The organism is Nitrospirota bacterium (genome assembly GCA_016207905.1).
Lineage (GTDB): Bacteria > Nitrospirota > Thermodesulfovibrionia > Thermodesulfovibrionales > JdFR-86 > JACQZC01.
Genome location: JACQZC010000007.1, coordinates 1 through 24,656, shown reverse-complemented (window position 1 = coordinate 24,656; position 24,656 = coordinate 1). Strand labels below are relative to the sequence as shown.

The window sequence follows — 24,656 nt, the reverse complement described above, 5'->3', positions numbered from 1 at the left end:
CTGGAGATGTGTAATCACCAGCAAATAAGTAACTTATTATGCTTGATAAGTTAAGTTTAACAATTCAGAGAGTGCCTGATTATGAATATTTACGGATTCATGGGGATTTGACCGTGGATGAATACAGGACTCAAATCTATAAGGACATGTATATGCTTGAAAAGGCAGTTGTGCTTTGCCGGCCACACAAATTCAGTGAGGAAACGAATATGACTATCCCCTATACAAAAGTAGATTTAAACCCTAAGAATTTTGGATGCTACGAATATATGGAGTCTTATCTTCGTATCATATTTGATGCTCCTGATTTAATGCCCAGTGAGTTTAATGTATCAAGGATTGACCTTGCAGTGGATACAGAGGATTTCCCTATTCAGCATGTCTTGGCGGTCATCCGTGTGAATAAAATCCGTTCTGACACTTTCAGTTTTTATAAAGGGACTCTTTATGCAGGCTCTAACCCTAAAATCAGGATATACGAAAAGGTGAAAGAGATTAAGGCACGCCTCAAAAAGGGCTTCTTGAATCAGGCAGAAGTTATACGAGGTTTGAGATTCAGGTTAGACCAGAAAAAATGAATTTACAGGATGTTTTGGACAATCCAGAAAGCATTGCCTCGTATTTTGACAGGATTGATATATTCGGCTTTAATGGCGATGAGATTACCGGAGTCATGCAGTTTATTTTTAGCCTGATGGGTAGGAAATCCCGAATTGAATTGAAAAGGCACATAGATAATGACATAAAAGCAGAAATGAAGAAAAGGTTTATTGCCTCTCATTCGGAGTGGCTTAAGACCCCTGATGAGCCTTTTTAAAGAAGACATGAAGTTGCTTAATGTCAATGAGATAGCTCAAATTCTCAATGTAAAGCCTTCTACGGTATATCAATGGGCTGAGTTAGGGCAGATTCCATGTATCAAACTCAATGGATGCCTGAGGTTTGATTTAGAGGATATATTGAAATGGATAAGGTCCTGTAAAAAGTCTCCTGATTCAGGTTATAATTCTCTTACCCAAGCCAGAGGCCCTATGAAAGGGGGTAGAAATTAACTGTGGGGCTTTACCGTAGAGGTAAAATCTTCTGGTTTAGCATCAAGTATAAGGATAAAAGAATTCAGGAGTCTCTTAAAACTGAAAAGAAGAAGATTGCTGAAAAACTTTATGCAAAGGTTTTGGCTGATATTATTGAAGATAGATACTTTGAGAAGCCTAAAGACATTACCCTTAATGAGGTTATAGACAGGTATATGAGGGAAATATCACCAATGCTTAGCCCTTCAAGCCATGAAAGAAACAATCAGATAGCCGCTCACTTCAAATCTCTCTTTGGTAACTGTCTCATTAAGGATGTTTCCCCTTCCCTTTTAAGCCAATATAAGGCTGAAAGGCTTCAGAAAGTTTTGCCTTCAACTGTCAGAAAAGAGCTTGCTTTCCTAAGAAGGGTGTTTAGTATCGCTATTGATGAGTGGGAGCTTTGCAAGGAAAACCCTGTTAAAAAGGTAATGAGGTCCCTTAAGGTTGATAATGCAAGGGTTCGTTATGTAGCTACTGAAGAAGCTCAAAAACTCAGGTTCACTTTACCTGAATGGCTTAAGCCGATAGTTATAGTTGCTTCTCAGACCGGCTTAAGGCAGGGCAATATACTTCAATTGACTCTGTCTCAATTGGATTTCAACCGGAATCTCATTATAGTGCCTAAGACTAAAAATGGTGAGCCTATAGCTATATCTATGACTAACATAGTTAGAGATACCCTTCTAAGAGTTTTAAGAGAAAGGAAAATAGCAAGCTCATTTGTCTTTTGTAATGAGTTAGGACAGCCTCACTCAGGCAAAAAAGTCTCTATGGCTTTTAAAAGGGCATGTGATAGAGCAGGGATTAAAGACTTGAGATTTCATGACCTGAAACATGACTTTGCCACTGCTTTGGTTCAATCTGGTGTTGACCTTTACAGAGTTCAAAAGCTATGTGGCCATAAAGACCAGAGAATGACCCAGAGATATGCTCATTTGTTGCCGGAGAGCTTAAGAGAGGCTATTAAAGTGATTGATTGTAAGGGGACTGCTACAATTTTGCTACAGTCAGATGAAGATGAAAAGGGGCTACAGGCTGTAACCCCTTGATTTTTCAAGCGTCCCCAATGGGATTCGAACCCATGTTACCGCCTTGAAAGGGCGATGTCCTAGGCCTGGCTAGACGATGGGGACACACGCAAAATCAAAGATTTTGCGACGATTTATGAGCCGCGTTGGATTCGAACCAACGACCCACGCCTTAAAAGGGCGTTGCTCTACCAGCTGAGCTAGCGGCCCGGTTAATCTATAACATACCCTTTATCTTACTTTTGTGTCAACTTTTCCATTTTGGAACCTTAGCTTGAAATTTTTCCCTGTTCTAAGGTAATTTATTAGGCTAAAATTATCTTCTGCGGAGGCATTTATGTCAAATAAGAGGATTTCAAAGGGAAAGACTTCAAGGAGAAAATATGTATATTTTTTTGGTGGGGGTAAGGCAGATGGCTCTAAAGCCATGAAAGACCTCCTTGGCGGAAAAGGTGCTGGGCTTGCAGAGATGACTAATCTCAAAATCCCGGTTCCAGCAGGCATAACCATTACCACGGAGGCATGCAATGAGTTTTTTAGGGCAGGCAAGAAATATCCTCAGGGCATGTGGGAGCAAGTTCTCGAGGGTTTAAAGAAGATAGAAAAAACAATGGGCATGAGATTCGGTAGTAGCGAAAACCCTCTTCTTTTGTCTGTGCGCTCGGGTGCTAAATTCTCCATGCCCGGCATGATGGACACTGTGCTTAATTTAGGGCTTAATAGTGTAACCCTCTCTGCACTCATTAAAAAAACAGGAAACGAAAGATTTGGCTACGATGCTATGAGAAGGTTTATAACCATGTTTGGCAATATCGTTATGGGTATAGACAGACAGCGATTCGAAAAGGCACTCCATAAGATGAAGGAAAGCTCTGGTGTCAAGCTCGATACAGAGCTATCGACAGATGACCTTAAGGCACTCGTAGAAGAATACAAGGCAATCTACAAAAAAGAAACAGGCGAGGATTTCCCTGACCAGCCAATTGAACAGCTTAAAAAGGCAATAGATGCAGTATTCAACTCATGGTTTGGCGACAGGGCAGTCAAATACAGAAAGCTTCATGGCATTCCGAATGACTTAGGCACTGCATGTAACATACAGGCAATGGTCTTTGGTAATATGGGTGAAAGCTCAGGCACAGGTGTGGGCTTTACGAGAGACCCATCTACCGGGCAGAAACGCTTTTTTGCAGAATGCCTGATAAATGCGCAGGGAGAGGATGTTGTGGCAGGCATCAGGACTCCACTTCACATAAATGAACTTAAAAGGAGGCTTCCGAAGGCTTATACCGAGCTGAATGGGATTTACCAGAGACTCGAGAAGCACTACAAGGATATGCTCGACATAGAGTTCACTGTTCAGGAAGGCAAGCTCTACATGCTTCAGACAAGGGTCGGAAAAAGGACTGCGGCATCTGCGCTAAGGATTGCTATTGACATGGTAAAAGAAAAATTCATAGATAAAAAAACAGCAGTGATGAGGATAGACCCTACACAGATCGACCAGCTCCTTCATCCAATGATAGACCCAAAAGCAGAGCTTAAGGTAATTGCAAAGGGTCTTCCTGCCTCTCCTGGTGCGGCTGTTGGAAAGGTGGTCTTTATAGCAGAGGATGCCGAAAAAGCGGCAGAGGCAGGTGTAAAGGTAATACTCGTAAGAACGGAGACATCTCCTGAGGACATAGGTGGAATGCATGCCGCACAGGGAATCCTTACTGCGAGAGGAGGCATGACATCTCATGCCGCGGTTGTTGCAAGAGGCATGGGAAAGTGCTGTGTTGCAGGCTGTGGTGCAATAAACATAAATGAACTTCAGAGGTATTTTACGGTCAATGACCTTACGGTTAAAGAGGGAGACTCTATAACCCTTAATGGCACAACAGGCGAGGTAATATTAGGCAGTGCACCACTCATACAGCCTGCCCTTACAGAGGACTTTGACACATTCATGAAATGGGTCGATTCATTCAGGGAAATCGGAGTAAGGGCAAATGCAGACACCCCTCATGATGCAGAGGTTGCAAAAGGCTTTGGTGCAGAGGGCATCGGGCTTTGTAGGACAGAGCATATGTTCTTTGAGCCTAACAGAATAAGTGCGGTGAGAGAGATGATACTTGCAGATGACACGGAGGGAAGAAAAAAGGCACTCGAGAAGCTCCTTCCAATGCAAAAAGGCGATTTCATAGGAATCCTCAAGGTAATGAAGGGATTGCCGGTTACCATAAGGCTACTGGATCCGCCATTGCACGAGTTTCTGCCACATACAGATGAGGAGCTAAGGACACTTAGCCATGAGATGGATGTTCCTTTTGAGAAGCTTAAGGCAAGGAATAAGACACTTCATGAGTTTAACCCAATGCTTGGACACAGGGGTTGTAGATTAGGTATAACATACCCTGAAATCTACGAGATGCAGGTCAGGGCAATAATGGAGGCCGCATGCGAATTAACAAGACAGAAAGTGAAGGTAATCCCCGAAATAATGATACCCCTTGTGGGTCATATAAAAGAACTCTCCATGCTCAGGGAAATGACCATAAGGGTTGCAGGCGAGATACAGAAAAAATACAATGTCAAAGTCCCATACACAGTTGGCACTATGATAGAGCTTCCGAGGGCCGCTGTAACATCCGATGAGATTGCCGCCGTAGCTGACTTTTACTCATTCGGCACAAACGACCTCACGCAAACCACATTTGGCTTATCGAGAGACGATGCAGGACGGTTCCTTCCATATTATATCGAAAAGGCAATTCTCAAGGACGACCCATTCATAACAATAGATAAAGAAGGGACAGGACAACTCATGAGATTAGCAGTGGAAAAAGGCAGAAAGGTCAAAAAGGGCCTTAAGATGGGTATCTGCGGAGAGCATGGCGGAGACCCTCGCTCAATTGAGTTCTGCTATGAGATAGGGCTTAATTATGTAAGCTGTTCGCCCTATAGAGTGCCAATTGCAAAACTTGCAGGTGCACAAGCATCCATTAAGAAAAAAATGAAAGGAAAAGACCTCTCAAAAGCCACTGTTTAGAGAATATAAAAGACTTGATAATTGAAACTTCAAGTTGACAAGCCTGCTTCCGTGATTTATATTCTTATGGGTACTGGAAGTGGGGATTAACGAGGCTAAAAAATATATCGCAGAGCTAAGAAAGAGGCAGGGCGATCCATATAGCTGGCCTAATTTTCTCACAGGATTGCCTGACAATGCCGCAGTCATTGAAAAGACAAGGGAAATCTTTCCACTACTCTCAAAACACTCAATCTTCTATATGAGGATTGCCAATATCCAGCCTTATCTTATCAAGTATGGCTCTGACAGGCATGTAGATATAATTCAGTGGGCCGCCGCAATACTGAAGACATCCGCAGACAAATATAATAGTTTTATTGGCTCATTTGGCACTCATGACTTTGTTGCCATATGCACTGAAGAGAACGCAAAGGGCTTTATCGAGGAGGCGTCAAAGACATTTGAGAAAAAGGCACTGAGCTTTTATAGCGATGAGGACATTAAAAAAGGCCGTCTGCTTTCATTTACAAAGGAGGGTAAAAAAATCAATATCGGCTTTATGAAGCTCATCTTCTCGAATATAAGCGGAAAAACCGACATTCCGAAAGCACAAATCATTCCGCATCTCGAAAGGCTCTGTTCGGAATTAGAAAAGGCTCTGTAACCCTATAGTCATGCTCAGCTTAGTTTTTTCCCACTTAACCCCAAACCTAATGTCCTGTGCTTGAATCCGTTTTGGCTTTCTGATATAATAATCACCCAAGATGAGGACTTTTTGTTTCATATGTGTTTTAATCCTTTCTTTCTTGACGATAAATGCCTCGTATGCAGAGGAGATTTTCATTATAACCAAGAAAGGAGATACCCTTTATAAGATATCGCGGAATTTTAATGTCTCGGTTGAAAGCCTTAAGAAGGCAAATAACCTTAACTCGAGCCTTCTTAAGACAGGTAAAAAACTGTTGATACCAGTGAAAGCAGATGCAAAAATTACCTCCCGAAAAGTGAATTCTTCGACAAAGGCATATGTCGTCAAAAAGGGCGATACCCTCTGGAAGGTATCGAGAAGGTTCGGGGTTTCCGTAAGAACACTAACGGGGCTTAACAACCTCTCCTCAAATAAATTAAGGGTTGGCCAGAGACTTATCATTACGGAAGACATTGCCCTACTGCCTGCATTCAATCCCTCGATTGCCAATGAGATAAAGGCATTGGCAGAATCCCCTGAGATAACTCCCAAGACTCTAAAGGAACGGCTGATAATCTTTGCAAGGATGATGCTCGATACACCATACAGATTTGGCGGAAGCACTTTCAGGGGAATGGACTGTTCGGCTTATGTGCAGTATGCCTTCAGTCTTATAGATGTATTCCTTCCGAGGTCTGCCAGGGAACAGTTCAACTTAGGAGAGCCTGTCAACAGGGAAAACCTCTCTATCGGAGACCTTGTGTTTTTCAGAACCTATGCACACTTTCCTTCGCATGTCGGCATATATCTTGGAGACAATCAGTTCATACATGCCTCTTCAAGGGAAAGAAAGGTTACCATAGACAGTCTAAACACTCCTTATTACATTAAGAGATTCATTGGTGCCAAAAGACTCTTATTCGAGGAGCCAAAAAGCAAAGAATCGGCTTTCATAGAAAACTGATTAAGTAAAGGAACCCTCTGCCGTATTATCAGCTTCCATAAGATTCGGACTCTTTAAGGGTTTCGGAAGAAGAAATGCTCTCGGCTTTTTGTTCTGTCTCATCCTGCATGGTTGTCCTTCCCTGAAGTCTTCCACCTTCTGCAATAGTGAGCTTGTTTGTTGTTATGTCGCCCTTTATCTTTCCTTTTTGCTTTATCTCGATTATCTCCTTTGCAGTGAGGTTTCCCTCGACATTGCCACCAACAATAATGCCTCTTGCCTCTGCATTGCCCTTTAGATATGCCTTATCGCCCAAGACAAACCAGTCTGCCTCTACATTGCCTTCCATAAAGCCATCTATCCTCAGGGTTCCTTTTACCTTTATATTGCCTTTAAACTGGGTATTTACTCCGATAATAGACTCAAGCTTCTCTGTGTTCTTTGAAAACATTTCCGACCTCCATTAAAAACCCTTATTTAATAAATTGAGCAGGGTTAGTTGCCCTTTTGTTTTTCCACACCTCGTAGTGTAGATGAGGACCTGTTGTAGAGCCTGTTGAGCCGACATATGACACAATATCTCCTCTTTTTACCACCTGTCCAACAGAGACATTATTCCTTTTGTTGTGGGCATAAAGGGTTGAATACCCAAAGCCATGCTCTATTACAACGAGGTTTCCACTTCCACCGCTTCTTCCCGAGAAACTGACCACTCCGTCTGCAGTTGCGGCAATCGGAGTGTCAGGCGAAGATGCTATATCTATGCCTGTGTGGAAGTCTATCATGCCTGTAATCGGATGCACCCTTTCGCTAAAACCCGATGTAATCCTTCCATAAACAGGCATGCCTTTCGGGGTTGCCATATAAATATCCCTCTCTTGACTCATATAGTCTTTTATCCCGCTAACTGTTTCTATAGCCGTATTTATTTGATTCTTCAATGCCTCCATGTCTATGGAGCCGCTATCGGATGTGTTCAGATGCTCGAGGACTTCTTCTTTGGTTTTCATGGAGAAGAGTCTTTTGAACTCTGCCTCTGCGCTTTTAAGTGAGGATATAGTTGACCTGAGGTCAAGGAACTGCTCTGTGTAATAGTTTAATTTTTCTTTCATAACCCTGTACTGCAATGCATCGACCGAAACGGAAAACACATATACGATTCCCACAAAGCCCATAACGATAAAGGCAAAGATTCCAATAGAAGGCGCCTTTATGCTGAAGGGCTTTCTGCTTGTATGGGGAACGAGCATTAGCGTAATGGGCGTAAAAAGCCGTTTAATAGTTTTTTTCAGTTTATACATAGCTAACCCCCTTTTGCCCCTTAGCGACCTGCCCTATAATATAAGAGTCATACCCAGCAGTTCTTAACAGGGCGACCGTTTGATTCGCCAAATCCCCGGAGACCACTATTATATAACCTATTCCCATATTAAAAGTCCAGTGCATTTCATCGTCAGCTACTCTACCCATATCTCTGATAAGCCCGAATATAGGCTGGATTGGCCATGAGCCTTTTTTTATGACTGCCGATATGCCTTCAGGCAGTATTCTCGGAAGGTTTCCTGAAATACCGCCTCCTGTTATATGGGCAATGCCCTTTATATCTACCTTTTCCTTCAATGCATTGAATGCCTTTACATAAATCCTCGTTGGCTTAAGGAGCTCCTCGCCTACCGTAGCATTAAGCTCAGGCATGTAGGAGGAGGTGTCCAGTCCTTTTACCTCAAAGAAGAGCTTTCTTACAAGCGAGTATCCATTGCTGTGAAGTCCGCTTGAGGAAATGCCAATGATGACATCTCCTTCTTTAATACTGCCTGTATCTATAATCCTGCTTTTTTCCACGATGCCCACTGCAAACCCTGCAAGGTCATATTCGCCCTCCTGATAAAATCCAGGCATCTCTGCTGTTTCGCCTCCAATGAGCGAACAACCTGCCTCTTTACAGCCAGAGACGATGCCTTTGATTATGAGACGGGCTTTCTCAGGGCTCAGCTTTCCTGTTGCAAGGTAGTCAAGAAAAAATAAAGGTTCTGCACCGCATGTAAGTATATCGTTTACACACATGGCAACGAGGTCTATGCCAACGGTGTCATGCCTGTCAGCCATAAATGCTACCTTTAGCTTTGTGCCAACACCATCCGTGCCGCTTACTAAGACAGGCTCAATGTATCTACCAATGTCAGGCTTGAATAAGCCACTGAATGAGCCTATCTCTGTGAGAACCTCTTTTCTAAAGGTTTCCTTTGCAAGGGGAGCTATAAGGTCAACGAACCTTTCTCCCTCTTTAATGTCAACGCCTGCCTTCTTATATGTAAGCACAACTCCCCCTAAATAGGACTGAATAGAACTTTTATATTTTGCATAAAACAGGCTCTAATGGCAAGGGAAAAAAGTTTTTGTGTCAAGCCAATTTAGAAATGTCAAAAGTTTTTAATGGCTACCAGTTTTTTTCATTATCCTGATTTATCTCTAACCTGATGCCTGCTACTGGTTTACCGCTTCTGCCAACTGCATTTGCTATGAATGAGTTTGTTATGCTACTGGAGACAGTGTAGGTTATCTTATAAGTGAAGTTCAGGTTTTGCTCATCACCGGGCTTAAAACCTGGGAGCTGAGCCCGAATAGCGGATAAGCTATCCAGATCGCGAGTGCCGTCTACATTATCACCAGCAGGTGCATACTCTCCTCTTTCTGACTGATACTGCACCTGTAGAAGTCTCAGTGCTTCAAGATTTGCCTTTGCCTCTGTTGTCATTGCCTTTGTCCTCTGACCTAAGAATATAGGGACCGCTATGGTTGCGAGGATTGCTATAATGCTTATGACGACAAGTAGCTCTATAAGCGAAAACCCTCTGTCTTCATTTCTCATAGCAGTCTCCTTAAGTCTAATCTTACCATAAGACAGGGCTAAAAACAACATCGTCTTAAAGCCAATAAAAAAAAGGGGGGCATGCCCCCCCTTGGAATCCTTGTTGGTTATTTTGCCACTACTACAGAGTTGAAGATGAGAGCCCTTGTGTCAGAAGCGGCAGTTATAATCACACTCCTCTCTGAGGCATTGGTAAATGTTATATTCCCGGGGTCTATAACGCCTACACCGCCTGAGCTTATACCGCCGATTAGCCACGAGCCATCATAAGGGCTTACTTTTGCTTTTGCGACATTATACTGGGCTTGAAAGGAGCCAAGAAGCGATACGATGCCTGACCCAGCAGTATAGCTTCCGGCTCCATCTAAAGCTACATCCGGATACATATTTGCACATGTGTTTATACTGGTTGCGACTGCGGTACTACTCTGACGGCATGACAATGCCCCGGCTATGGAATTTACAAATATAATGGGCTTTCCAGCTTGATAGTCGTCAATCATTGCCAGAATCTCTGTCTCCATGCCTTTTGCACCTGACTCAAGTGCCCTTGCCTTTGCCTTTTCCCTCTGTCCTAAAAATGCAGGGACAGCTATTGCGGCAAGGATACCAATGATTGCTATAACAATCAGGAGCTCGATAAGTGTAAAGCCCCTATCATCCCTGACCTTCATCTTGTGAATTCTGTTAAACATAATTCCTCCTTTTGATTTTTAGGCTGAAACAGCCTTTTTAGTTTACTAAATCACTAGCCTGTTAGCACCTCCTTAATTTAGGGTTTTGCCGTTTGTTGGCTAACTAAGCTGTATAAAAGCATGTTTTATACCAGAATTTTAATTAAAAAAATCCAATAAAATCAAGTAAAAAAATAATAAGGGACGGCAAAACTGACAAAAATTGTCAATAGAGGTGACATTTTAAGATTATGAAATGTCTTCTTTAAGGAGCTTATATTCTATGCTATCGAGGAGTGCCTGATAAGATGCCTCTATGATATTTTCAGAGACGCCTACTGTGCCCCATCTTCTAAGGTCGTCTCCTGACTCTATGAGGACCCTGACTTTTGCAGATGTGCCTTTTCCTGCGGTCAAGACCCTAACCTTATAGTCATGGAGCCTTACTTTTTTAAGCTCAGGGTAGAACTTCTCAAGTGCTTTTCTCAGGGCATTATCCAATGCATTGACAGGGCCATTTCCAGTTGCCGCTGTGTGCTCTACATGTCCCCCTACCTTAAGCATTATAGTTGCCTCTGAAAGCGGGGACTCTGCCTCTTTTCTTTTCTCCACAATCACCCTAAAGCCAATGAGGTCAAAGAACCTTCTGTGAAGCCCAAGGGCTTTTTTCATCAAAAGCTCAAATGAAGCCTCTGCGGCTTCAAACTGAAACCCCTGATTTTCAAGCTCCTTGAGGGTATGGACAATGTCTTGAACCTCAGGTGACTGTGGGTCAATGGATATGCCAAATTCCAATGCCTTTCTCAGGATATTGCTTTTCCCTGCAAGGTCCGACACTAAGACCCTGTGGGAGTTTCCAACGAGCTCTGGACGGATATGCTCGTATGTCTCTGGTTTTTTAAGCACTGCAGATACATGCATTCCTGCCTTATGGGCAAAGGCACTGTCTCCGACAAATGGCTGTCTTTTGAAGTGCCTCAGGTTTGCAATCTCGTTTATGAATCTCGAGATGTCTCTTAATTTTCTTAGATCTGCCTCTTTGATGCCTTTTAGTCCTAACTTTATCTGAAGGTTTGGAATAACAGAACAGAGGTTGGCATTTCCGCACCTTTCACCAAGTCCATTTATCGTTCCCTGCACCTGAACTGCACCTGCCCTAACTGCTATTATGGAGTTTGCAACTGCACACTCAGAGTCATTATGGCTATGTATTCCAATGGGTGCTTTTGCTTCCTTTACGACTGCCTTTGTAATCTCCATTACGCTTTCAGGCAGTGTGCCTCCGTTTGTATCGCAAAGCACAAGGCAGTCTGCACCTCCGTTTTTTGCGGCATCGAGGCATTTCATTGCATATTCGGGGTTTTTCTTATACCCATCGAAGAAATGCTCTGCATCGAAGAAAACCTTGTCCATGCGCTTCTTCAGATAGGAGACAGAGTCATAGATAAGCTCTAAGTTTTCCTGAAGAGGTATGTGGAGGGCTTCCTTAACATGGAAGTCCCATGTCTTTCCGAATATGGTTACAAACCCTGTGCCTGCCTCGAGGAGCGCCCTCATGGTGGCATCCTGAGCAGGCTTATGCCTTGGCTTGTGTGTAGAGCCAAAGGCAACGATTTTTGAGCTTAGCTTGAGCTTTCTTACCTTCTTGAAGTACTCGGCATCCTTTGGGTTTGCTCCGGGATAACCTCCCTCGATATAGTGTATGCCAATCTCATTAAGCTTTTCGGTTATGCGGAGCTTGTCTTCAACTGAAAATGCAATGTCCTCTGTCTGTGCACCATCCCTCAGGGTCGTATCGTATATCTCAATCTTACGCATATGCTAATTTAACATATTTTGGTATTTAAATTAAGCCTGCCTTGACAAAGATATTTGTTTTGAGGTTAAATCTCATTTAAGGCGCGTAGCTCAGGGGGAGAGCGCTACCTTGACACGGTAGAGGTCATGGGTTCGAAACCCATCGTGCCTATTTACCTCCTTTACACAGGATTCAGGATTTTATCTATAACTACCCTTGCCGCAACAAGCGGGTCTATAAAGGAGTTGTCCATATCCTGCTCGATGTCCCTTTTGTTGGATAGGAATGTAATCCTGTCCTGCATCCTATCCCTGAGAAAGTGAAGGTATTTGGGCTCTCTTGTGGGCTTATATTTCTTTTCATAATCTCCTCCGAAAAGCTCGTTTCCGTTTTTTGGGGTAAGAAGTCCATGAAACATCTTCCATTCCATCCACTCTATATTGCCCCTGACAAGCTCTGTGACTATAAGAAGCGAAAGCTCCTTTGGGATGTCTATGAGGTCTTCTGGAAGTCCGAATGCATGTGTGTTCATGATATAGCACTCACAGCCCATCTTAAAGAGCTTTTTGAACTGCTGGCAGTCCACTACGAGTGGATGAACCCTGAATGGGTTTGCAAATGGCTCTATGACAAGCTTTTCAAGCTCCCTTGGGTCAACATTCTCAACACCCTTTGCCCTCATCGTGCTAAGCGATGCTCCCATTGCAACTGAAAGGGCAGGTGAGTTATTGACCTTTGAGATAGGCGGAAGGGAAGTGTCTTTCTGAAGCCATACGACCATGCCCGGTCTTTCGCAGAAATCAGCATGATTAAACATATCTCTGGATTTAAGACATCTTCCGTTTTCATTACGGATGTCCTTTGCCACAATCCTTATTTTTCCTTTATCATCGGTGACAGCAACATTCTGAGCCGAATAGAAATACTTTAGTATCGGGTCTTTGAACTCAACTGCATCTGTTTTGTCAAACAGGGACGGCTCAAGTGCGATGGAGAAGTCGTGCTCTAAGTCTATGAGAAAGGCATCGTCATGAATGACAGTGACCTTTTCGCTCTTTTTCAGGGTCCCTTCGTGGTCAAGACTATTTGTGATAGAGGACTTCCCTGAGCCTGAAAGCCCAAACACCGCGATAGGAGGCTTAGCTCCTATTTTTTTAATTCCTCCATGGCATGCCACCATGTTCTGCCTTACTCCGATTGTCCATGCTAATGTGAGTGTGCCTTTTTTTCTTTCTCCAAAATACCTTAGCCCTAATATAGCTATCGTGTTTTCCTTTTCGTCTATTATGACAAGACCGCTCGGAAATTCGGGGTGTGACCACTCGGGGTCTGCAAATACCAGTATGTCTGGCTCTGAAAGTGCACGAGACCTTTTGTATCTTTCAGACCATGGCTTTATAAAAGGAGCAAAGTTAATCCCCCAGTCAAGCATGTTCTTTGCATCTGTGACAGGGCTAAGAAGATGAGCCTTGACCATGAAGTCCTGATGAAGCCCTACGACTCCCTGAAGCCAAAGCCCCTGCCTTCTGCCAAACTGATAGATTGCCTCTCCCAAGATGCCTGCGAATTTATCCTTATCTGCCTTGCCAAACTCCCTTACAATCCTCCTTGCCCGCGCTGTTCTTCCAACTATGCCTCCATCGTTTGAGATAAGAACCTTTGCATCCTTTGGCAAGCCAAACTGCTCTGGCTTATACATAGGCTCTGATGTCATCACAACCTCAGGCTGTTTAACTGCAAGGCTATAAAGCTCTGCCATCGTGGTTTTTCTTACGGAGCTTGCATAAAAGGCGCTCTCTATCATTGCCCTCCATTGCGAGGCTGGAAGTCTGCTTACGGTTGACATAGTATTTTTGCTCCTCCTCCAGAGATAAATTTGATTTATATTCTAACGCATCTACATTTTAATTTCCATGTCATCAGCTTATTTTACATCCTTTCTGATTACCCATTGAAATTCAGCTTAAACACTCTTTATAATCCTTCATGCCCTGTGTAATGGCTGAGAAATACCTTTTTGCCTTAGCAATTAGAAATAGGTTCAGAAGGTAAAATCCTTTAATGCCCTTAAAAGTATCTCAATATCCTCATCTGTATGAGATGCAGTTACAGTCAGCCTTATACGGGGGGTTTTCACAGTTGGAGGTCTTATTGAAGGTGCATAGATTCCTTTTTGCATAAGCTCGGATGAAAGCTTAATTGTGCTTTCTATGTCCTTCATCATCATGGGAATAATAGGGGTCTCGGTTTTACCTGTATTAAATCCTGATTCGTTTAATGCCTGAGCAAGCTTATTCCTATTAGCCCATAGGTTATCTATGAGGCTTATGTCTTTCTTTATGATTTTAATTGCCTCAATGGATGCTCCTATCACAGATGGCGGAAGTGAGGTGGAAAATATAAAGCTCCTTGAGGTGTTTATCAGCCACTCTATTAAGTCACAACTGCCTGCCACAAATGCACCAAATGAGCCTAATGCCTTTGAAAGAGTTCCCATCTGGATAATCCATGGCTCAGGCTTTATGCCAAAATGCTCGAGTGTCCCTTTTCCTCTGCCCAAGACACCAGTTGCATGGGCATCATCTATATAAAGCATTGCACCCTCATCTTTACAGAGCCTGCATATATCCTTAATAGGTGCAATATCTCCGTCCATGCTAAATACACCATCTGTTATAACTATCTTTTTTTCTGCCTTTACATCTTTAATTAGCTCTTTAAGATGCTCGGTATCCTTATGCCTATAGATGTATTTCTTTGCCCTGCTCAGTTTACATCCATCTATGATGCTTGCATGGTTAAGTTCATCAGAAAATATAGCATCCGATTCATTAGAGATTGAAGGTATCACACCAGTATTCAGGCTATAGCCTGAATTAAAAATCAGTGCCTTCTCGGTTCCTTTAAAATCAGCGATAAGGGATTCAAGCTCTTCATGGAGAACAGTTCCACCTGAAAGAAGTCTCGATGCACCTCCTCCTCCGCCAAATCTCTCAAAAGCCTTTTTTGCACCTTCTATTACCTTTGGATGGCTTGAAAGACCTAAATAGTCGTTTGAGGCAAAGTTTATGTATTCCCTTCCCTTTATGATAATCGCTTTGCCTTGTGAAGACTCTCGGTCTTTTATATCCCTCAGAAGCCCTTTTTCTTTAAGGGTTTTTAGCTCTTTCACTTTATCCTCAGGCCGCCCTGCCTTATGATTTTTATTTTATTGCCTGTGGTATCAACGATTGTCGAGGGAAGCCGTGCCTTTGTCCTTCCTGAGTCAATGATTAGGTCTATGGAGGTGCCGAAATATTGCATGACCATTTCTGCGGTCTTTGCTGGTGGCATTTCCGATGGATTTGCGCTTGTTGCAGTAATTGGAAACCCAGCCATAAGCCCAAGCAAAAGTGCAAAGGACTCTCCTGGAACCCTGACTGCAACCTTCCCCCTATGGGTTATAAAGTCAGACAGCCCTTTCTTTGCAGGAAGAAGTATTGTCAGGGGCCCTGGCCAGAACCTCTCTATAAGGTCCGAGGCTTTCCTGTTGACATCTTTAGCGACCATGAAAAGGGATTTTACATCTGCCACAATAAGGGGCATTGCCTTTTCAGAGGGTCTTTTCTTTAAGGCATAAATCCTTCTCAAGGCAGACTCTATATCGAATTTAGCTCCTATTGCATAGAATGTCTCGGTTTGGTATGAAACGATGCCGCCTTCCCTAAGGGTCTTTACGGCTACCTCAAAAATCTTCTTGATATTTTTTTCATTTACCTTTATGATATTCACCATGATTTAATGTATAGTAACACTTTAAGTGAGCGATTTCACAATCGCCCAGGGCATTTGTCCTGGGAATTTTATTTCAGGAGGTTATATGGGCACAAGACTTTATGTAGGAAATGTTTCCTACAAGGTAACCGAAGAGGAGTTGAAGGAACTGTTTTCGAAGGCAGGAGAGGTTGTTTCGGTAAAGCTTCTGACAGATGCCGCAACTGGAAAGCTTAGGGGATTTGGTTTTGTGGAGATGGGCTCTGATTCAGATGCTCAAAAGGCAATTACGATGTATAATAAAACTGCCTTTATGGATAGAACCCTTGTTGTCAGCGAAGCAAAGCCGCAGGAAAAGAGGAGACCCAGAAGAGAATTCAGATAGGATTGAATATAGTTAGGGACTTCCCTTTAAAAGCATAGAGCCTCTGGCAAGCCCCAGCACCTTTGAGACCACATCACACTTGGACTGAAAAAGGAAGAATATCTTTTTGTCCAAATCCATGAGTGTCTCGAAATTGCCCTGTCCTTTGGCGATAATGCAGTCTGCCCTTTGGAATCTACCTTTGAATTCTTGGGAGGTGCTCTCCAGTATCGTTCCTACGGCATCGGAGCCATTATCGATGACCTCGCATACCTCTCGGATGCCTGCCTCCACTGCATCCTCAATCGTGCAATCGTTTAAAACAGGGCTTCCTTTTACGACTGCGGTTACCTTTTTACCAATGCCTGTGAGGGTCTCTATAAGTAGCCTGTCAAATACCGACTCTCCTGTATTGTCGAGGAGATAAAGTATATTGTCCGTCGTATTTATTGCCTCTTTAAACCAGCTATAGTCATCCACCCCAATTGGGCCTCCGAGTGCCTTTTTTACTGTCCCTTGTATGTCAACCGATGTGAATATTCCAAAGTCAATCACATTGCCTGCGATGGCAAGCCTCGTTGCAGTCCAAATAGGCTCTTTGCTTTCCATGACGAGGCTCTTCAGTGTTGGGTAGAGGTTAAGTGCAATCTGAGTGTATTCGGATTTAATCTCCCTGAATGGGTCTCTGCCGAGCATCTGTCTGATTGTCCTATGCATGAATGTGGTGGCATGGGCAGGGGTTTTGGATACATCCATAAGATGCAATTCATTAAGGATGCCTGCAAGAATCTTCCTCTGAAGCTCCTCGTCCTTTGTGCCAAGGCGGAGGGCTATGACGGTCTGTCTTAGAAAGCAGGGGTAGCAGTCAAGATGAACTTTCATGTTTTCTTCTGGGGCTTGTAGCCCTCCCAGCGTTTAAATAGGTTGTGATTTATGCCTATGGCATCGAGAATCTTACCTGCTATGAAATCCACCATCTCCCCCAGGCTTTCAGGGTTATGGTAAAAGCCCATAACAGGCGGTGCAATCCTTACGCCTATTCTTGCGAGCTTCAGCATGTTTTCGAGGTGTATGCAACTCAAAGGCATCTCACGGGGACAAAGGAGAAGGGTTCTACCTTCTTTTATGGTCACATCCGCAGTTCTTTCGATAAGGGTATTTGCATAGCCATTTGCAATGCCAGAGAGGGTCTTCATAGAGCAGGGCACAACGAGCATTCCATCTGTTCTGAATGAACCGCTTGCAATGGGCGATTCCATATTGCCTTCTGCCCAATAAAAAAGCCTGTCTGTGGAAAAATGCTTTCTTAGCCTCTTTTCTGTTTCCCTTTCTGTTTTAGCCTTTAAGTCCAATCCGACTTCATCTTTGATTATAGAGAATGCCTGAGAGGAAATCGTGATATGAAGCTCTGCTGTTTTCAAGAGTTCCTGCGCAACCCTGATGCCCAGTATCGAGCCGCTTGCGCCTGTTATGCCTAAAACATATTTTTTCATAAGGAATTTTTTATTTTAACATAAAGCAGAAATCCACAGAACCCCTCTGGATATGCTTGATTTAATTTGTATTGGCTCCAGAAAAACAACACTGCGTGAAAAGAGACAAAACCTTCTCCTAATAGCGTAAAAAAAGACAGGGTGTTTTGTGTATTTTCTTCTATAAATATTTGATTATTAAGGATAAATTATATTAAAGGTTTTTGGCATATTAATTGCATATTTATTATTAGGAAAAAAAGAAAGGAGATAAAGATGAGAGCGCTATTAGACATAAGGGTTAGGAAAGAGCATGGGTTTTTCAAGGTCCCAGCTGATTTTGAATCAGGCTTTCAGCTTGTCCCTTCACCTGATGGCAATCTGAGCCTGGTATTCTGCGACAGAAACAGGATGAGGCGTTATCTAAGGCATTACGGCTTTGTGCCGTCTGTCTTACGCCTAAGGAAATAGATTAACGGTTTCTCTCCTCCTCCTCCTTACCTCCTCATTGACCCCGACAACATCGGGGTCAATGACCCTCCAAAGACATGGAAGCATCAAAGAATAATCATTACAGGAAAATCTTTCTAAAGTAGGTTATTATTCAAGATTAGGATATGATTATCCTCGATGGCATAGGCAAGTCATTTAACGGCAAATGGGCTGTAAGAGGACTTTCCCTCACAATTGAAAGGGGTGAGATATTTGGCATTTTAGGGCCAAATGGAGCTGGAAAGACAACTGCAATAAGGATGATGACAGGCCAGATTATGCCAACAGAAGGAAGGATTCTAATTGGCGGTCACGATATAGTAAAAGAACCTCTTATGGCAAAATCCATCATAGGTTATGTGCCTGACAGAGCGTTTTTCTATGAGAAGCTGACTGCGAGAGAACTTTTGCTCTTCATTGCCTCTTTATACGGGGTAGAAAAACAAATAGCTCATTCGAGGATGAATGAGCTTGTAGAGCAATTCGGCATCAAAGACTATATAGATGAGCTTATAGAGGGATATTCTCAGGGCATGAGACAAAGGCTTCTTTTTGTATCGGCAATGCTCCATAACCCCAGTGTTTTTGTAATAGATGAGCCAGTGGTCGGTCTTGACCCAATGGGAGTGATTCTCGTAAAGAATCTGATAAAGGACATGTCCGCAAGGGGTATCACTGTATTTCTTGCAACCCACATCCTTCATATCGCAGGTGAGCTATGCCACAGGGTGGGACTCTTAAATAAAGGGCTTTTGACCGAAGTAAAACACAGGGATGAGTTCTTAAGCAGGGATGCCGGGCTTGAGGCACTGTTCCTTGAACGGATTAAGCCTTAGATGACTGCCTTTTCACTGATTAAGCCAAAACTCCTTTCAACTAAAAACTCCCTGCAGAGGAAAGCTATCCTGAGGAAACTTCCGTTTATAGCATTAGGCATTGTCTTTTCATTAGCAATCTATATAGGCACAATTAAAATCCTCTCCTACATACGGGGCATAGAAATTATAGGCGAGGTGCTTTCAAAAAGGCTCCTTTCGCTCATATTTTTTAGCCTCACGGGGTTTCTTCTTCTCAGCAACATCATAACCGCAATATCCTCGTTTTACCTCTCAAGAGACATCATGTTTTTAGCTTCTATGCCTATCAGAAAAAAAGACATATTATTTCTTAAGACCTTTGAGACACTGATGAGCTCGTCGTGGATGGTGGCATCGTTTCTCCCGCCTCTTCTAATAGCATATGGGGTCTCTTATAGTGCACCCCTGCCTTTTTATGCATTAACATTCATCTGTCTTTTCCTTTTCATACTCCTTAGCTCTGGAGTCGGGATATGCCTTGCCCATGCCCTTACGAGGGTATTTCCTGCAAAGGGTATGAGGGATATATTGCTTTTTATAAGCCTAATAGTTTTTGTTTCTGCATATTTTATATTAAGGTCATCGACACCTGATGGAATAAACACACCAGAGGGATTGATAAATGCAGTTATAGGCTTTAAAGCCGACTCACCAATCCTTCCTCATTACTGGCTAACAGAGACCCTCTGGTGGTCGATGAATTCGAGATTTGGAGTTTTAGAAGTGTCCCTGATATACATAACTGCCCTTTTAGCTAACAGCCTGTTTTTCCTCATGCTATCTGTCATTATAGGCTATCTGCTTTACAGTGTAAATCTCGAGGCATTAAGACCTAAGACAGGGGCTAAAAAGGCAGGAAGTTTTTATCCGGGCAAAAATGCGATTCTTTATAAAGATATAAAAATGTTTCTCAGGGACACAGGGCAGTGGTCACAGCTTTTAGTAATAGGCGCCTTGTTTCTTATTTATGTCTACAATTTCAAGGCAATCCCTCTAAATGCTATCTTGAGCATAGCGCCTTTTATAAAGGAGCTGATAGTGCTTGTCAACATGCTCATGGCTGGGCTTATACTTTCTGCTGTTTCGGCAAGGTTTCTTTATTCCTCGGTAAGCCTTGAGGGTCAGGCATTCTGGATAATAAGGGCATCTCCGATTGACATGAAAGGGTTTCTCTGGGGCAAGCTCATCTACGGCTCTTTGCCGATAACCCTTATAGTTACGGCATTGGTGTTTCTAACGAATCTTCTTATGGGTGTAGGAGGCATGTTGATGATTATCTCTTTAGTAACGACAATTGTGCTTTCTCTATCGATAAGCGGGCTTGCAGTTGGACTTGGGGGGATTTATCCAAGGTTCAAATACGAAAACATAGCCTCTGTCTCGATGAGCTTAGGAGGCATGACATTCATGGTCTTAGCCTTTGGGCTTGTGGTTTTAAGCCTCATGTGCGAGGCACTGCCTGTTTATCTATACTACAAGGGCTCTCTGACCCCTCACATAAGGCTTATAACTATGGTTTCTGCCATAGGCATAATAACGGTTAATCTTATAGCCTTTTACCTTCCAATGAAGATTGCTATAGAAAGTCTAAGGAAACTGGGGTAATTATGAGGCTTGCTCTTATAGGCATTTCGAATTCAGGAAAGACAACGATATTTAATGCCCTTACAGGCCAGAGGATACCTGTAACTCAATACCCTGAGACAACTGCAGGGAAACCCCATATAGGAGCGGTGAATGTCCCTGATTCGAGGCTTGAGAGGCTCTCTTTGCTCTTCAAGCCAAAAAAGACCACTTATACCCAGATAGAGGTTATGGATTATATTGGTTTTATAAAAGGCGATGCAAAGCAAAACAGGGCTGTGCTTGAGCACATAAAAGATGCAGATGCACTACTCCATGTTGTGAGGGCATTTCAAGACGATATGGTAATTCATCCGATGGGCTCTATAGACCCATTAAGGGATATAAAGGCAGTTGAATCAGAGCTTTTGTTTTGGGACTTTTCCCTTGTGGATAAAAGGCTTGAGTCAATGGAGCAATCAGCCAAAAAAGGGAAAAAGCCTGACGAGGAGGAGAAAAAAGTGCTCTTGAGGTTTAAAGACAGCCTTGAAAAAGAGATTCCCCTAAGAGATGTAAGATTAACTGCTGACGAACATAGAGCAATAAGACACCTTCAGTTTCTCTCCATAAAACCAGAGGTCATCGTCATTAACCTAAAGGAGGCAGGCACAGGCTTCAGGGAAGGAGAGACCTTAACCCTTTCTGTCTTTGGAAAACTTGAGATGGAGCTAAGGGAGCTTTCTCCTAATGAGGCAAAGGCATTTCGTGATGACATGGGCATCGAAGGCACTATAGTTGAACGGCTTACACATGCCCTTTATGAGTCTCTTGGGCTTATATCTTTTTTTACAGTGGTTGGTGATGAGGTCAGGGCATGGAGTATTAAAAGGGGGGAAACCTGCCTTAATGCCGCAGGCAAGGTTCATTCGGACATGGAGAGAGGCTTTATAAGGGCAGAGGTCATATCGTTTGAGGATTTCATGAAGGTCAAAGACATGGCAGAAGCAAAATCCCTTGGGTTACTCAGGCTCGAGGGGAAAACATATGTGGTCAAAGACGGAGATATAATTAATTTCAGATTCGGGGTGTAGAGTGTTATTGTCTCATTAAATGTGGTTATAGTTTTTCTACCAAATAAAGGTCATGTTTCATGCCTATAATATAGTCAAGGAATGAAAGGGGGTTGAAGTCCAAAGGCGGGGCTGTGGGTCCGAGGGTCTTGGTATGATGGATTAAACTATCCCTAAGTTGTTTGGAAAGTTCGACATTTTCCCAGTATTCTTCGGGCAAATTGTCATAGTCAATGGCAGGTAGTATCTCAGCATCTCTTAAGCCAGGGAGCCCATAAGATGTTAGAATTAAAACTCTTACTGAATTTCCAGGTGGAATTTCGTAATCATCTAAACTCCCAGAACCAACAAACCCCTTACCTTCTTCATCATAGCCTATTCCATATGTCCATCCTGAGGGACCATCTATACCAACTGCAATAACTTTGTCTTTATTAGCCTCAGAGGAATAATATGAGTAATTTTCGCCATATGCAAGATTTTCCCAGCTTAATTCAATTCTATTATGGTCCTTTGGAATATATATGTCCAAACTCCGTAACAGATTTTTGTTCCAGGCCGGGTTAACGAGTGTGTAAGTATATTCGTATATGCCGGTTGACTTATTAAATTCAATTTCTGTGTTGACAAAATACGTCTCATGTTCAGGAACTTCAGTGCCGTAACCGACTATAGCTGTAGCGAAAATGAACAAAAATAACAACCAAACATATCTTTTCATAAAACCCTCCTAATAAGGGAACTCACAATGTATTGTTGCCTCAGGGACTAGCCAACCTTTACCATGGTAACGGCATCTGTCTTCTATATACCCACGATTTACCCTTATATACCCATTTTGGCTTAATGCGTTTCTGTCTATATCCACGCTTGTCCCTTTTCTGTGGGAGAAATGGCCCCTATTAGGCGCTAAACTACACCTATCTGCAGGATTCCATGTATCACATAAATCAAACAGACCACCCCACACGAGGCTCATATCGTTTATGCCGAGCTTCGCCTTGAATTGTTTGTAAAAGTCCCGGGCTACGAGGATCATGTTTTCCCTTGTAGACTTCGTCCCATAGTGGTTGTCTGAATGATGAGGCATCCGGTCACCACCACCTGTCAGTTGGTATATCAACGTATATGCTGGCATCGGCTCAAGCCCCGGCACTTTCACATCTATTGATACCTTGCCAACTTCTTTACCGTCTATCTTAGCTATTATTTCCTCTTTTCCTGCAATCTCTGAACTCGTATATTTTACAGTTTGCGATGTCTCACCGGAATAGAAGTTAACCGTCTCGCTGTCTTTCCCATTCAGTTTCCCATGAGGCCTTAATACATCATGATGATTATGCCCTCCTGAATAAGGCACAGGATAAACCTTTAAATCTACTGTGCAACCTCCTTTAGTCGCTGGTCTTGCAAGGGAAACCTTTATCTCTGCCTGAGTCTTGCCGCTTGTCTTCAGAGGCACAACCGATGAAGACGAAAGAGTTACCTTGTCCACAACATCTTCATCGGTCTGTCCGTTGCAGTTATTGTCGAGATTATCCCCGCAGATTTCCTCAGTCTGAGGCAAAACCTCTCCAAAACATTGCCCCTACTGCCCACTTGTGCAGGTCTGAATACCTTTTACTACGACTTTTATAGTCTTTCAATCAAATAAAGCTTATCTTCATTTCAAAGTCTCTAAAATATACTGTGCATCTTCTAAAAGAATCTTAACTGTTTTATCTGATATATGTTTATCTTTCTGTGCATTAACCTCATTGATAAAGGCGTTAAGCTGATTTCTTGCAGTCTTATTCTGACCTCTTGCAATTGAGTCCTCAACTGCCTCTATCTTCTTTAAAAGGCTCTGCATTATGCCATCATTGTTTATCAAGTAATCAAGTTTGGGAGCTTCACCAACCATTTCCCAAACCCCCTTGACCTATTTTGAGGTGAGGTCTTTGTCAATGATGCCTTCAAAATTAAAATCTGTAAAGCCCTCACCCGGAATTCTCCGTGAAATTGCAATGCTCACATCGAATGTTGTCAAACCAACTCCAATAACTTCTATCGTATATGTGCCGGGGATAAGATTGAACATAGCTTCTCCACAATATTTTTCACTAATCTCATCCCTTACCTTAAGTGAAAATCCGAAACTTGCAGGAAACTCCTCAACATATTGTTTTGTAACCAAATCGTAGCCAATCCTTCGACCTTGAGGATCTTTAATGGTATAATAAACGCCGGCTTCATCACTGCAAAAGTCTAATTGAATATTTGGGCCGACTATTTCAACAGCAGAACAAATGTCAATCATCAAGCTAAAGGAAAGAAATAAAATGGCAACAATTTGCAATATTCTACTTTTCATTGGCATCCTCCTGTTTTTTTATAAACCCGAATTGCAAATATTTCATTGCTATAAGCTTGTAAGTTTTCCCTATTTCTATAGCCTGGGTCGTTGATGTTGTAAATGTTACCAGATTTCCCTGTTACAACAACCCAATGCATATTCCCTGTTGTTGGGTTATACACCTTGACTATCACAGGCATGCATTTTTTGAGATAGGGATCTATAAGAGAGTTTTGTAAAGGTGTATCGTCATCTCCAGATGTTTTGGAAAAACTAAGACTAGCCAAACCTATATATTCAGGAACATCCCACCTAACTCTAGCATCTTCGGTATACCCACCGCTTAGCATAAACCTATTCCACTCATCCGGTAATGCTTCACTTCCATATATCCCCATCACCATTGCCAGAGAGGTCAATGCACAGCCTTTAGCCTTAATGGTATAAGGCACATGGTTAGGCTTAAGATTGCCTTCTTTATCATAGCATGTATCTTTGCCTATTACTTGCTGTGTCTTTGCATCAAGGACTTTGCACCAGTTGTCGTATGGCTCATTCGGATAATCATACTGCCGGTAGACAGGCACAGGCGGGCATTGGGCGGATGCGGAAAATAGCTGTGGGCTTCCCTCTGTGCATTCGGGGCAGGACGCCTCGGTAA

At 42.8% G+C, this 24,656-nt stretch carries 28 protein-coding genes, 3 tRNA genes and 1 pseudogene; 14 read left to right on the top strand and 18 right to left on the bottom strand.

Annotated features, from left to right (window positions below; translation table 11 throughout):
* Window positions 1-38 precede the first annotated feature (38 nt).
* The 4 genes from HY805_01125 to HY805_01110 are packed head-to-tail and all read left to right on the top strand — an operon-like array spanning window position 39 to window position 2,125.
* The gene (locus tag HY805_01125) at window positions 39-578 is read left to right on the top strand and encodes a hypothetical protein (protein MBI4822820.1); all 540 of its coding nucleotides are present in this window, start codon (window positions 39-41) and stop codon (window positions 576-578) included.
* Window positions 575-817, top strand: a complete 243-nt coding sequence (locus tag HY805_01120; protein ID MBI4822819.1) for a hypothetical protein — start codon at window positions 575-577, stop codon at window positions 815-817. Before HY805_01125 ends, HY805_01120 begins: the two co-directional genes overlap by 4 nt.
* Window positions 804-1,052 (top strand): helix-turn-helix domain-containing protein, encoded by a 249-nt coding sequence (locus tag HY805_01115; protein ID MBI4822818.1) that lies wholly within the window; start codon window positions 804-806, stop codon window positions 1,050-1,052. The genes HY805_01120 and HY805_01115 overlap by 14 nt, the downstream gene beginning before the upstream one ends.
* A gap of 2 nt (window positions 1,053-1,054) precedes the next feature.
* Entirely contained in the window at window positions 1,055-2,125 is a 1,071-nt protein-coding gene (locus HY805_01110; protein ID MBI4822817.1) for a site-specific integrase, read from the top strand.
* A 9-nt stretch (window positions 2,126-2,134) separates the two neighbouring features.
* Here the strand turns inward: HY805_01110 and HY805_01105 are convergent.
* Window positions 2,135-2,209 (bottom strand) — tRNA-Glu (locus tag HY805_01105).
* 32 nt (window positions 2,210-2,241) lie between these two features.
* Window positions 2,242-2,314, bottom strand: a tRNA-Lys gene (locus HY805_01100).
* 127 nt (window positions 2,315-2,441) lie between these two features.
* Here HY805_01100 and HY805_01095 point away from each other — a divergent pair.
* From HY805_01095 to HY805_01085, 3 genes are all read left to right on the top strand, one after another.
* Window positions 2,442-5,135: a pyruvate, phosphate dikinase gene (locus HY805_01095; protein MBI4822816.1), complete on the top strand. Its 2,694-nt coding sequence runs from the start codon at window positions 2,442-2,444 to the stop codon at window positions 5,133-5,135.
* A 79-nt stretch (window positions 5,136-5,214) separates the two neighbouring features.
* The gene (locus HY805_01090) at window positions 5,215-5,781 is read left to right on the top strand and encodes a hypothetical protein (protein MBI4822815.1); all 567 of its coding nucleotides are present in this window, start codon (window positions 5,215-5,217) and stop codon (window positions 5,779-5,781) included.
* 100 nt (window positions 5,782-5,881) lie between these two features.
* Window positions 5,882-6,769: a LysM peptidoglycan-binding domain-containing protein gene (locus HY805_01085; GenBank protein ID MBI4822814.1), complete on the top strand. Its 888-nt coding sequence runs from the start codon at window positions 5,882-5,884 to the stop codon at window positions 6,767-6,769.
* A 28-nt stretch (window positions 6,770-6,797) separates the two neighbouring features.
* On the opposite strand, the gene HY805_01080 is transcribed toward HY805_01085, so the two are convergent.
* The 6 genes and pseudogenes from HY805_01080 to HY805_01055 all read right to left on the bottom strand — a co-directional run bounded on the left by HY805_01080 (window position 6,798) and on the right by HY805_01055 (window position 12,109).
* Window positions 6,798-7,199 (bottom strand): polymer-forming cytoskeletal protein, encoded by a 402-nt coding sequence (locus tag HY805_01080; protein ID MBI4822813.1) that lies wholly within the window; start codon window positions 7,197-7,199, stop codon window positions 6,798-6,800.
* A 22-nt stretch (window positions 7,200-7,221) separates the two neighbouring features.
* Window positions 7,222-8,049 carry a M23 family metallopeptidase gene (locus HY805_01075; GenBank protein MBI4822812.1) on the bottom strand — a complete coding sequence of 276 codons (828 nt, stop codon included), beginning with the start codon at window positions 8,047-8,049 and terminating at the stop codon, window positions 7,222-7,224.
* Window positions 8,042-9,091 (bottom strand): phosphoribosylformylglycinamidine cyclo-ligase, encoded by a 1,050-nt coding sequence (locus HY805_01070; GenBank protein ID MBI4822811.1) that lies wholly within the window; start codon window positions 9,089-9,091, stop codon window positions 8,042-8,044. Before HY805_01070 ends, HY805_01075 begins: the two co-directional genes overlap by 8 nt.
* 94 nt (window positions 9,092-9,185) lie before the next feature.
* On the bottom strand, window positions 9,186-9,668 hold the full coding sequence (locus tag HY805_01065; protein MBI4822810.1) for a type II secretion system protein: 483 nt from the start codon (window positions 9,666-9,668) through the stop codon (window positions 9,186-9,188).
* Window positions 9,669-10,198: 530 nt separating this feature from the next.
* Window positions 10,199-10,291: pseudogene (locus HY805_01060) on the bottom strand (prepilin-type N-terminal cleavage/methylation domain-containing protein).
* Between the two features lie 249 nt (window positions 10,292-10,540).
* A complete protein-coding gene (locus HY805_01055) occupies window positions 10,541-12,109 on the bottom strand; it encodes a citramalate synthase (GenBank protein MBI4822809.1) in 1,569 nt (522 codons plus the stop codon).
* Window positions 12,110-12,188: 79 nt separating this feature from the next.
* Between HY805_01055 and HY805_01050 the strand changes: the two genes are divergently transcribed.
* A tRNA-Val gene (locus tag HY805_01050) sits at window positions 12,189-12,260 on the top strand.
* Between the two features lie 10 nt (window positions 12,261-12,270).
* On the opposite strand, the gene HY805_01045 is transcribed toward HY805_01050, so the two are convergent.
* The 3 genes from HY805_01045 to HY805_01035 form a co-directional block, all read right to left on the bottom strand.
* Window positions 12,271-13,935 (bottom strand): phosphoenolpyruvate carboxykinase (ATP), encoded by a 1,665-nt coding sequence (locus tag HY805_01045; GenBank protein ID MBI4822808.1) that lies wholly within the window; start codon window positions 13,933-13,935, stop codon window positions 12,271-12,273.
* Between the two features lie 195 nt (window positions 13,936-14,130).
* Window positions 14,131-15,261: an 8-amino-7-oxononanoate synthase gene (gene bioF / locus HY805_01040; protein ID MBI4822807.1), complete on the bottom strand. Its 1,131-nt coding sequence runs from the start codon at window positions 15,259-15,261 to the stop codon at window positions 14,131-14,133.
* Window positions 15,258-15,863: a threonylcarbamoyl-AMP synthase gene (locus HY805_01035; protein MBI4822806.1), complete on the bottom strand. Its 606-nt coding sequence runs from the start codon at window positions 15,861-15,863 to the stop codon at window positions 15,258-15,260. The genes bioF and HY805_01035 overlap by 4 nt, the downstream gene beginning before the upstream one ends.
* An 85-nt stretch (window positions 15,864-15,948) precedes the next feature.
* Between HY805_01035 and HY805_01030 the strand changes: the two genes are divergently transcribed.
* Window positions 15,949-16,227, top strand: a complete 279-nt coding sequence (locus HY805_01030; protein ID MBI4822805.1) for an RNA-binding protein — start codon at window positions 15,949-15,951, stop codon at window positions 16,225-16,227.
* 12 nt (window positions 16,228-16,239) lie between these two features.
* Here HY805_01030 and HY805_01025 read toward each other — a convergent pair whose 3' ends face one another.
* Both HY805_01025 and HY805_01020 read right to left on the bottom strand, forming a co-directional pair.
* The gene (locus HY805_01025) at window positions 16,240-17,088 is read right to left on the bottom strand and encodes a DUF89 family protein (GenBank protein ID MBI4822804.1); all 849 of its coding nucleotides are present in this window, start codon (window positions 17,086-17,088) and stop codon (window positions 16,240-16,242) included.
* Window positions 17,085-17,699, bottom strand: coding sequence for a UbiX family flavin prenyltransferase (locus tag HY805_01020; protein MBI4822803.1), 615 nt, complete (start codon window positions 17,697-17,699; stop codon window positions 17,085-17,087). The genes HY805_01025 and HY805_01020 overlap by 4 nt, the downstream gene beginning before the upstream one ends.
* A gap of 255 nt (window positions 17,700-17,954) precedes the next feature.
* Between HY805_01020 and HY805_01015 the strand changes: the two genes are divergently transcribed.
* The 4 genes from HY805_01015 to ychF all read left to right on the top strand — a co-directional run bounded on the left by HY805_01015 (window position 17,955) and on the right by ychF (window position 21,681).
* The gene (locus HY805_01015) at window positions 17,955-18,149 is read left to right on the top strand and encodes a hypothetical protein (protein ID MBI4822802.1); all 195 of its coding nucleotides are present in this window, start codon (window positions 17,955-17,957) and stop codon (window positions 18,147-18,149) included.
* A gap of 146 nt (window positions 18,150-18,295) precedes the next feature.
* Entirely contained in the window at window positions 18,296-19,006 is a 711-nt protein-coding gene (locus HY805_01010) for an ABC transporter ATP-binding protein (GenBank protein MBI4822801.1), read from the top strand.
* Complete coding sequence (locus HY805_01005; GenBank protein MBI4822800.1) at window positions 19,007-20,632, top strand: hypothetical protein; 1,626 nt, start codon at window positions 19,007-19,009, stop codon at window positions 20,630-20,632.
* Window positions 20,633-20,634: 2 nt separating this feature from the next.
* On the top strand, window positions 20,635-21,681 hold the full coding sequence (gene ychF / locus HY805_01000; GenBank protein MBI4822799.1) for a redox-regulated ATPase YchF: 1,047 nt from the start codon (window positions 20,635-20,637) through the stop codon (window positions 21,679-21,681).
* A 25-nt stretch (window positions 21,682-21,706) separates the two neighbouring features.
* Here ychF and HY805_00995 read toward each other — a convergent pair whose 3' ends face one another.
* From HY805_00995 to HY805_00975, 5 genes are all read right to left on the bottom strand, one after another.
* Window positions 21,707-22,381 (bottom strand): hypothetical protein, encoded by a 675-nt coding sequence (locus HY805_00995; protein ID MBI4822798.1) that lies wholly within the window; start codon window positions 22,379-22,381, stop codon window positions 21,707-21,709.
* Window positions 22,382-22,390: 9 nt separating this feature from the next.
* Window positions 22,391-23,227, bottom strand: coding sequence for a hypothetical protein (locus HY805_00990; protein ID MBI4822797.1), 837 nt, complete (start codon window positions 23,225-23,227; stop codon window positions 22,391-22,393).
* A 96-nt stretch (window positions 23,228-23,323) separates the two neighbouring features.
* Complete coding sequence (locus HY805_00985) at window positions 23,324-23,563, bottom strand: hypothetical protein (protein ID MBI4822796.1); 240 nt, start codon at window positions 23,561-23,563, stop codon at window positions 23,324-23,326.
* A gap of 18 nt (window positions 23,564-23,581) precedes the next feature.
* The gene (locus HY805_00980) at window positions 23,582-24,013 is read right to left on the bottom strand and encodes a hypothetical protein (GenBank protein ID MBI4822795.1); all 432 of its coding nucleotides are present in this window, start codon (window positions 24,011-24,013) and stop codon (window positions 23,582-23,584) included.
* Window positions 24,010-24,447 (bottom strand): hypothetical protein, encoded by a 438-nt coding sequence (locus HY805_00975; GenBank protein MBI4822794.1) that lies wholly within the window; start codon window positions 24,445-24,447, stop codon window positions 24,010-24,012. The genes HY805_00980 and HY805_00975 overlap by 4 nt, the downstream gene beginning before the upstream one ends.
* Here HY805_00975 and HY805_00970 point away from each other — a divergent pair, their 5' ends adjacent.
* Window positions 24,448-24,612 carry a hypothetical protein gene (locus tag HY805_00970; GenBank protein ID MBI4822793.1) on the top strand — a complete coding sequence of 55 codons (165 nt, stop codon included), beginning with the start codon at window positions 24,448-24,450 and terminating at the stop codon, window positions 24,610-24,612. It abuts the gene before it with no gap.
* The last annotated feature ends 44 nt before the right edge of the window (window positions 24,613-24,656 follow it).

Coding starts and splice junctions, on each gene's coding strand:
- HY805_01125 (MBI4822820.1), top strand. CDS start 39: ATGCTTGATAAGTTAAGTTTAACAATTCAGAGAGTGCCTGATTATGAA.
- HY805_01120 (MBI4822819.1), top strand. CDS start 575: ATGAATTTACAGGATGTTTTGGACAATCCAGAAAGCATTGCCTCGTAT.
- HY805_01115 (MBI4822818.1), top strand. CDS start 804: ATGAGCCTTTTTAAAGAAGACATGAAGTTGCTTAATGTCAATGAGATA.
- HY805_01095 (MBI4822816.1), top strand. CDS start 2,442: ATGTCAAATAAGAGGATTTCAAAGGGAAAGACTTCAAGGAGAAAATAT.
- HY805_01085 (MBI4822814.1), top strand. CDS start 5,882: ATGAGGACTTTTTGTTTCATATGTGTTTTAATCCTTTCTTTCTTGACG.
- HY805_01080 (MBI4822813.1), bottom strand. CDS start 7,199: ATGTTTTCAAAGAACACAGAGAAGCTTGAGTCTATTATCGGAGTAAAT.
- HY805_01075 (MBI4822812.1), bottom strand. CDS start 8,049: ATGTATAAACTGAAAAAAACTATTAAACGGCTTTTTACGCCCATTACG.
- HY805_01065 (MBI4822810.1), bottom strand. CDS start 9,668: ATGTTGTTTTTAGCCCTGTCTTATGGTAAGATTAGACTTAAGGAGACT.
- HY805_01055 (MBI4822809.1), bottom strand. CDS start 12,109: ATGCGTAAGATTGAGATATACGATACGACCCTGAGGGATGGTGCACAG.
- HY805_01045 (MBI4822808.1), bottom strand. CDS start 13,935: ATGTCAACCGTAAGCAGACTTCCAGCCTCGCAATGGAGGGCAATGATA.
- HY805_01035 (MBI4822806.1), bottom strand. CDS start 15,863: ATGGTGAATATCATAAAGGTAAATGAAAAAAATATCAAGAAGATTTTT.
- HY805_01030 (MBI4822805.1), top strand. CDS start 15,949: ATGGGCACAAGACTTTATGTAGGAAATGTTTCCTACAAGGTAACCGAA.
- HY805_01025 (MBI4822804.1), bottom strand. CDS start 17,088: ATGAAAGTTCATCTTGACTGCTACCCCTGCTTTCTAAGACAGACCGTC.
- HY805_01020 (MBI4822803.1), bottom strand. CDS start 17,699: ATGAAAAAATATGTTTTAGGCATAACAGGCGCAAGCGGCTCGATACTG.
- HY805_01015 (MBI4822802.1), top strand. CDS start 17,955: ATGAGAGCGCTATTAGACATAAGGGTTAGGAAAGAGCATGGGTTTTTC.
- HY805_01010 (MBI4822801.1), top strand. CDS start 18,296: ATGATTATCCTCGATGGCATAGGCAAGTCATTTAACGGCAAATGGGCT.
- HY805_01005 (MBI4822800.1), top strand. CDS start 19,007: ATGACTGCCTTTTCACTGATTAAGCCAAAACTCCTTTCAACTAAAAAC.
- ychF (MBI4822799.1), top strand. CDS start 20,635: ATGAGGCTTGCTCTTATAGGCATTTCGAATTCAGGAAAGACAACGATA.
- HY805_00995 (MBI4822798.1), bottom strand. CDS start 22,381: ATGAAAAGATATGTTTGGTTGTTATTTTTGTTCATTTTCGCTACAGCT.
- HY805_00985 (MBI4822796.1), bottom strand. CDS start 23,563: ATGGTTGGTGAAGCTCCCAAACTTGATTACTTGATAAACAATGATGGC.
- HY805_00980 (MBI4822795.1), bottom strand. CDS start 24,013: ATGAAAAGTAGAATATTGCAAATTGTTGCCATTTTATTTCTTTCCTTT.
- HY805_00970 (MBI4822793.1), top strand. CDS start 24,448: ATGGTTAGGCTTAAGATTGCCTTCTTTATCATAGCATGTATCTTTGCC.